Raw genomic sequence first — 6,844 nt, 5'->3', positions numbered from 1 at the left:
GACCGCGAGCGCCTCTTCCACTGGCAGGCCCTGCGCAAGGGCACGGTGCGCATCGCCGTCGGGGTGCGCTCGGCGGTGTTCGCTCCCGTGGAGAACCTCGGCCTCGTGGTGGTGGACGAGGAGCACGATCCCTCCTTCAAGCAGGAGGACAAGCTGCGCTACCAGGCGCGCGACCTCGCCGTGGTGCGCGCCAAGCAGGCCGGGGCGGTGGTGGTGCTCGGCTCGGCCACGCCCTCGCTGGAGACGCTGGAGAACACCCGCCGCGGCCGCTACCGCAAGCTCGTGCTCGAGAACCGCGTGGATGACCGGCCCATGCCCTCCATCAGTCTGGTGGACCTGCGCCAGGAGCGTCCCCGCGAGCCGCTCGTGCAGGAGGAGGCGCCCATCCTCTCGGCGCCGCTGCTCGACGCCATGGCGGAGACGATCGCCAAGGGCCAGCAGGTCATCCTCTTCCTCAACCGCCGCGGCCACAGCACCTTCCTCCTCTGCGAGGTGTGCGGCACCTCGGTGAAGTGCTCCGAGTGCGACGTGTGCCTCACCTACCACCGCTCGCAGAACCGGGTGGTGTGTCACTACTGTGGCGTGGCCCACCCGTTGCCGGACCACTGCCGCGAGTGCACCGGGCCGCTGCTCAAGATGGGCATCGGCACCGAGCGCGTGGAGGCGGAGGTCGCCGAGCGGATTCCCCAGGCGCGCGTGGCGCGGCTGGACCGGGACTCGGCCACCAGCGCCGAGCGTCTCACGGAGATGCTCGCGTCCTTCGCGCGCCGGGAGATCGACGTGCTGGTGGGCACGCAGATGGTGGCCAAGGGGCACGACTTCCCCGGGGTGACGCTGGTGTGCGTGGTGATGGCGGACACCTCGCTGGCCATCCCGGACTTCCGCGCGGCCGAGCGCACCTTCCACCTCCTCACCCAGGTGGCGGGGCGGGCCGGGCGCGGGAAGGACCCGGGGCGGGTGCTCGTGCAGACCTACAACCCCGAGGCGGACCCGGTGAAGCGCATGCTCGTGCATGACTTCGACGGCTTCGCCCAGCGGGAGCTGGAGCGGCGCAAGGTGCTCGCCTGGCCGCCCTACACCCGCATGGCGGCGGTGCGGCTCGAGGGCGAGAGCGCCGAGCAGACGGCCAGCGTGGCCCGGCAGCTCGGGGACTTCCTCTCCCGGCAGATGCCCCCGGCCTCGTGGGGGGTGCGCCTGCTGGGGCCCGCCGTGGCGCCCATAGCCCGGATTCGGGGCCGCACCCGGTGGCAGTTGCTCCTCAAGGCCCCCACCCACGCGGCCCTCGCCCCGCTGCTCGCCCGCCTGGAGGCGAAGCTGGTCGACATTCCCTCCGCCGTGCGTGTCACGATCGACGTGGATCCGGCGGCCATGCTGTAGACTCGCCCGCGATTCCAATGGCCGAATCGGTCCTCCTCGTCCACGACGACATCGCCACCATCGCCACCGTGCGGCGTCTGCTCGCACGCGAGGGCCATGAGGTCATTCTCGCTACCTCGGTGGCGGATGCCCTCATTGCCTTTGGCCACCACCTGCCCACGCTCATGATTCTCGCGCCCGGCATGGAGGGGGGGCGGGGCCACCTCGTCCTGGACGAGCTCGGCCAGCACCCGGACATGCGGCTCGCCCGCGTGCTGCTGCTCGGCGAGTCCGTGCCCGGCAGTGCCGCCCCGGTGGCGCCCCTGCCCCTGGATGGCTCCGGCTTCGTGGCGCAGGTGGCCACGGTCATCGCCTCGCCCGCGGGCCCGGAGGCCTGGTTCGCGGTGAAGGACGACGTGGAGCCGGAGGCCCCCGCTCCCGCGCAGTCCGGGCCCCCGGGACTCGTCCACAGGTCCGCCGGCTCCGGCCGCAACGCGGCGCTGGAGCACGCGCTCTTCGATGACCTGCCGAAGGCGGACGAGCCTCGGCCGTCCCAGTCCTCGCTCGATGCCGAGGATCTCTTCTCGCAGACGGAGCAGGCGGTGGCCACGGTGCCAGCGCTCGCGCCCGGGGTGGAGGCCCCGGCTCCGAAGGTCCCGGGGGGGTCCGAGCCGGATCCTGGCGGTGAGGCGGAGTCCCTCTTCGGCGCGACGGAGCAGGCGGTGGCCGGGTCGGTCCAGGTGCCGGTGCAGGCGCGTCCGGGCCCCGACGAGGACGAGATGCGGCGCATGGAGGAGGAGGTGCGCCGCGAGGCCGCCGCCCGGCGCCGGATGAAGCAGGAGGACTCCTCGCTGCCCGAGTCCTCCCCGGCGGGGCTCTTCGCGCGGACGCCCGCGATGGGCTCGGCGATTCCCATCATCACGGCCCCGACTCCCGTGGAGCTCGGGCCCGTGTCGGGGACGGTGCCGGAGCCGGTGGTGCCCCTGGCCTCGCTGCCTCCGCTGCCTCCGCTGCCGGCGGTGAAGGTCGTGGACGTGGAGGCGGAGGCCCGCGCGGAAGCCGAGCGCCTCGCCCAGCAGGAGATCGAAGCGGCGCTGGCGCGCGAGCGGGCGGCGTCGGGTGCGCCGGAGGCGGCTCCTTCCGCCGAGCCGCACAAGAAGGCGGGGCCGCAACTCGGGGAGGAGGGGTTCTTCGACGTCCCGAAGACGCCCATGTCCGTGCGGCCCCTGGATGGCTCGGACCTGGAGCCGGTGCCAGAGGATGCGCCGCTGCCGTCCGAGGGCGACGCGCCCGAGGGGTGGGAGGAGCCGCACCAGGAGAGCGTGGGCGCGGACTGGTTCGACTCCGAGCCCGCCGGGGCGCCTCGGGCCGAGCCGGTGAAGGCCGAGCCGGTGAAGGCCGAGCCGGTGCGAGCCGAAGAGGTGAAGGCCGAGCCCGCGAAGGCCGAGCCGGTAGCGGAGGCGGCACCGGAAGAGGCGCGGGAGGACGGGGAGGAAGGCGCGCCGGCGAAGAAGAAGTCGCTGGAGACCACGTCGAAGTTCCCGCTGCGGCCGGTGCCCGGGGCGGCGGATGCGCCGGATGTGACGTCGCTGCCGGCGGATGACGCGGTGGCGGTGCTGGAAGTGCGCCTGATGAAGGCGGAGCGCCGGATCTCCCAGGTGCTGTCCGAGCGGGATGGCGCGGTGGCGTGCCGGCGCGAGGCGGAGCAGCGGAGCACGGAGCTCGAGGCGGAGGTGGCCCGGCTGCGTGCCTCGCTGGAGACGCGGCCGGAGGTGCCGGACGCGCGGCGGGAGTCGCTGGAGCGGGAGGTGGCGGCGGCGCGCGAGAGCGAGGCCTCGCTGCGTGCCGAGGTGGAGCGGCTGAAGCAGGAGGCGGGGGCGCGGGAGGAGTCGCTGCGGCGCGAGGCCGAGGCGCAGCGGACGCGGCTCACGGCGCTGGCGGAGGAGCGGGGCCAGGAGGCCTCGCTGCGTGCCGAGGTGGAGCGGCAGCTGGAGGCGGCGCGGGCGCGGGAGGCGGAGCTGGGGCCGCGGCGGGAGGAGCAGCTCTCCCAGTTGGGCCAGCGACTCGAGGCCCTCGAGCAGCAGGCCGCCGAGTGGCGGGAGAAGGCCGAGGCGCGGGAGCGGCTGCGGGCCGAGGCGGAGCAGCGCGCCACGTCCGAGGCGGAGGCCCGGGCGCGGGTGGAAGCGCGGCTCGAGGCGGAGAAGGCGGCGCGGGCGGAGGTGGAGGCACGGGCCCAGGCGGAGACGAAGTCCCGCGAGCAGTGGGAGGCGCGGGCGCACGGGGAGGCGAGGGCGCGCAAGGAGGTGACGGCGCGCGGGGAGAAGGAGGCGAAGGCCCGGGCGGAAGCGGAGGCGAGGGCCGAGGCGGAGTTCCAGGCCCGTACGCAGGCCGAGTCCAGCCTGGCGGCCGAGTCGCGGGCGCGGGTGGCGGCCGAGGAGCGGCTCGCCGACGCGGAGAAGGCGCTGGCCGAGGCGGAGGCGCGAGTCACCGCCGAGAAGAAGGCGAGGGCCGAGGTGGAGGCCCGTGCGCGCACCAGCGCGGATGCGCGCGTGCAGTCGGAGATGAAGGCCCGCGCCGAGGCGGAAGCACGGGCCGAGGCGGCGGAGAAGGCTCGGTCCGAAGCGGAGGCGAAGGCCGAGGCGGAGTCGCGTGTCCGGGCCAAGGCGGAGCTGGGCGCCGAGGCGATGGAGAAGGCCCGGGCGCGGGCGGAGGCGCGAGCCGTCAAGGCGGAGCAGGAGCGTGCCGAGGCGCTCGCGCGGGCCGAGGAGCAGGAGCGGGCGCGGGCGGACGCGGAGGCGCGGGCCGAGACGGCGGAGCGGCAGCGGGCCGAGCTGGCGGCCCGTGTCGAGCGCGCGGAGAAGGCGCGGAGCACGTCGGACGGGTACGCCGGGGAGCAGGAGCGGGCGCGGGCGGAAGCGGAGACGCGGGCCGAGACGGCGGAGCGGCAGCGCGCCGAGGCGGAGGCCCGTGCCGAGCGCGCGGAGAAGGCGCGTGCCGCCGCGCAGGCGAAGGCGGCGGAGGAGAAGCAGGCCCGCGCGGAGGCGGAGGAGCGTGCCGGGGAGGCGGAGCGGGCCCGCACCGAATCGGAAGCCCGTGCCGAGGCCGAGTCCCAGGCGCGCGAGGAGCTGGCGCGCGTGCGCGCGGAGCTGGAGTCGCGGCTGTCCGGCCTCGAGGAGACGGTGGCCCAGCACGCGGCGCGGGTCCGCGAGGCGCGGGCGGAGGCGGAGCGGCTCACGCAGACGCTGGCCCAGGAGCGGGAGGAGCGCGAGTTCCTCGCCCACGAGGTGGAGCGGCTCGAGGCGACGCGGGCCCAGGCCCAGGCGGAGACGGCCGAGCGGCTGGCGCGTGCCGAGCAGGCCCACCGCGAGGCCGAGCAGAAGGCGTTGCGCGAGGCCGAGCAGACGGTCGCCCGGGTGCGCGCCGAGGCCGAGGAGCTGGCGGCCCGGGCCCGCGCGGCGATCGTCTCCATCCAGGTGCCGGGCCGGTTCGAGGTGGACATTCCCCGCTCCGGCGGCGTCAACCCGGAGGGGCTCGCGCGGCTCGTCACCCGGCTCCAGGAGGCGCGCGCGCAGATCCGCCTCGAGCTCAAGGTGGCGGGAGCCCTGCGCATCCTCTGGTTGAAGGATGGAGCGCTGGTGGGCGCGGTGTCCTCTGCGCCGGACGAGTCGCTCGTCGACCGGGCGCGGGCGGATGGGCTCATCGACGCACGCCAGGAGAACGAGCTGCGCCTGGTGCGCAGTGCCGCCACGGGGCCGATGCTCGACGCCATGCGCAGCCGCGGCTACCTGCGCGAGAACGAGCTCGTCCCGCTGGTGCAGCGCTACACCGAGCAGGTGGCCCTGGATGCGCTCTCCGAGCCCTCGTCGCTGTACCGGCTCACCGAGGAGCTGCCTCCGCACGAGGTGGCGCTCGCCGCCTCCACCCGGCCGTTGCTGCACCTGCTGGCCGAGTCCCTGCGCAACGGGGTCTCCAGCGATTCGCTCGTGGAGGCGGCCGGGGGGCTGCGCGCCGTGGTCGTCCGCGGCGAGCCCGAGCCCGCCCCGGAGGCCTTCGGGCTCTCCTCGCGCGAGCTGCGGCTGCTCGAGGACATCGACGGAGAGCAGACGCTCGAGCAGCTGCTGCTGGGCGCGGGCATGCCGCAGGACACCGCGCTCAAGGCGCTCGCGGTGGCACGGGCCCTGGGTCTCATCACCCTGCGTCCCGCCTCCCAGCCCTCGGACTCCGAGCAGGACGCACCGGGCGAGCTGGACGTGCGCCGGCTGGAATCCAAGTTCGAGGAGATCCAGGAGGCGGACTACTTCACCGTGCTCGGGCTCTCACGCTCGGCGGGCAGCGAGGAGGTGAAGCGCGCCTACGAGCTGCTCACCACCGAGTTCCACCCGCTGCGCTTCGCGGGGCATCCGGATCCCGCGCTCCAGCACCGGGCCCAGCAGATCTCCACCGCGCTGGCCGAGGCGGCGCGGGCGCTCGCGGACGATCGGCTGCGCGAGGAGTACGCCCGCAGCCTGCTGGACTGAGCGGCGGCCGCGTGCCGCCGGCCCGTCCTATTTGGGCGAGACCTTGAAGGGATTGGACTGGGCCACGAGGGTGGCGCCGACGCGCACGGTGAGCACCACGTTGTTGCCCGGCTTGTCGAGGACGACCTGCTCCAGCCGCAGGCCCTTGCTGAAGGGTCTGCTCAGGTTCGGGCTGATGCGCCCCTTGTTGGTGGACAGCTGCACCTGGCCCTCGAAGAGGGCGGCCTCGGGGCCCTCGACCCGCAGGGTGATGGAGAACGGGACGCCGCGGATCTGATCCGGGATGGGCTCGATGCGCACGTCCGTGACGCGCAGGGACCTGCCCCCGCCTGGCTCGGTGCCAGGGTCCGTCGAGCCGTCCGCGGTCCGGGGCTCCATCTCCGGGGGCAGCGGGAGCACCTTCAGACCCTGCTCGCGGATGGAGCCGCTGCCGTCCTCCAACTCCAGCTGGACGTCCTGGAGCCCGGCGGACAGGCTTCCGGGCAGGTGGGCCAGCAGCGTCCCCTCCTGCTCCTCGTAGGTGGGGATGACCGTCTGCCCGCCAATCCGCAAGGTCGGCATCACCACGGTGGCCGTCCGCGCGCCGTAGTCCACCTTCACCGGCAGTGGGGTATCGAGCTGGATGGCGATCGTCGCCGCCTCACCGCTCACCACCTCCTCGGGCTCGATGGAGACGATGTTCGGAGCGGGCGAGGCGTAGGGCTCGCAAGCGCACAGCACCAGGGTCGACAGCAGCGCGATCTTCCGGAGCACGGCGAATCCCTCCTGAACCGGTCTACCGGGGAATACCGAATTGAACCCAGTGTGCCTCGCCGCTCGCCCGGTGGAAAGCCGCCCGATGGTTTTCCTGTCACGCACTCCCCGTGAAAACCACTCTACTGGAAAACTGAAGCCTGGGTAGAAGAAAGAGCGGGCAGGGGCGTACCGCCATCCGGGTGACGGAGCGGGCGGACGGGCCCCGCGGGCCGGTT

Annotated in this window: 3 protein-coding genes; 2 read left to right on the top strand and 1 reads right to left on the bottom strand. The window is 74.3% G+C overall.

The genetic code is table 11. The features are described from left to right. On the top strand, nt 1-1,377 hold a 1,377-nt coding region (gene priA, locus AC16DP_RS11745; RefSeq protein ID WP_483956701.1), incomplete at its 5' end, for a replication restart helicase PriA. 17 nt (nt 1,378-1,394) lie between these two features. Continuing rightward, nucleotides 1,395-5,873 (top strand): hypothetical protein, encoded by a 4,479-nt coding sequence (locus AC16DP_RS11740; protein WP_329733017.1) that lies wholly within the window; start codon nt 1,395-1,397, stop codon nt 5,871-5,873. A 27-nt stretch (nt 5,874-5,900) separates the two neighbouring features. Here the strand turns inward: AC16DP_RS11740 and AC16DP_RS11735 are convergent, their stop codons facing one another. Beyond that, entirely contained in the window at nt 5,901-6,626 is a 726-nt protein-coding gene (locus AC16DP_RS11735) for a hypothetical protein (protein ID WP_329733016.1), read from the bottom strand. Nucleotides 6,627-6,844 lie beyond the last annotated feature (218 nt).

This window comes from Archangium sp. (assembly GCF_057119385.1).
Note: the sequence above shows the minus strand (reverse complement) of the source record. Positions and strands in the feature narration are given on the sequence as shown.

Bases quoted from the DNA above. Each gene is read 5' to 3' on its own strand.
- AC16DP_RS11740 (WP_329733017.1), top strand. From the start codon at position 1,395: ATGGCCGAATCGGTCCTCCTCGTCCACGACGACATCGCCACCATCGCC.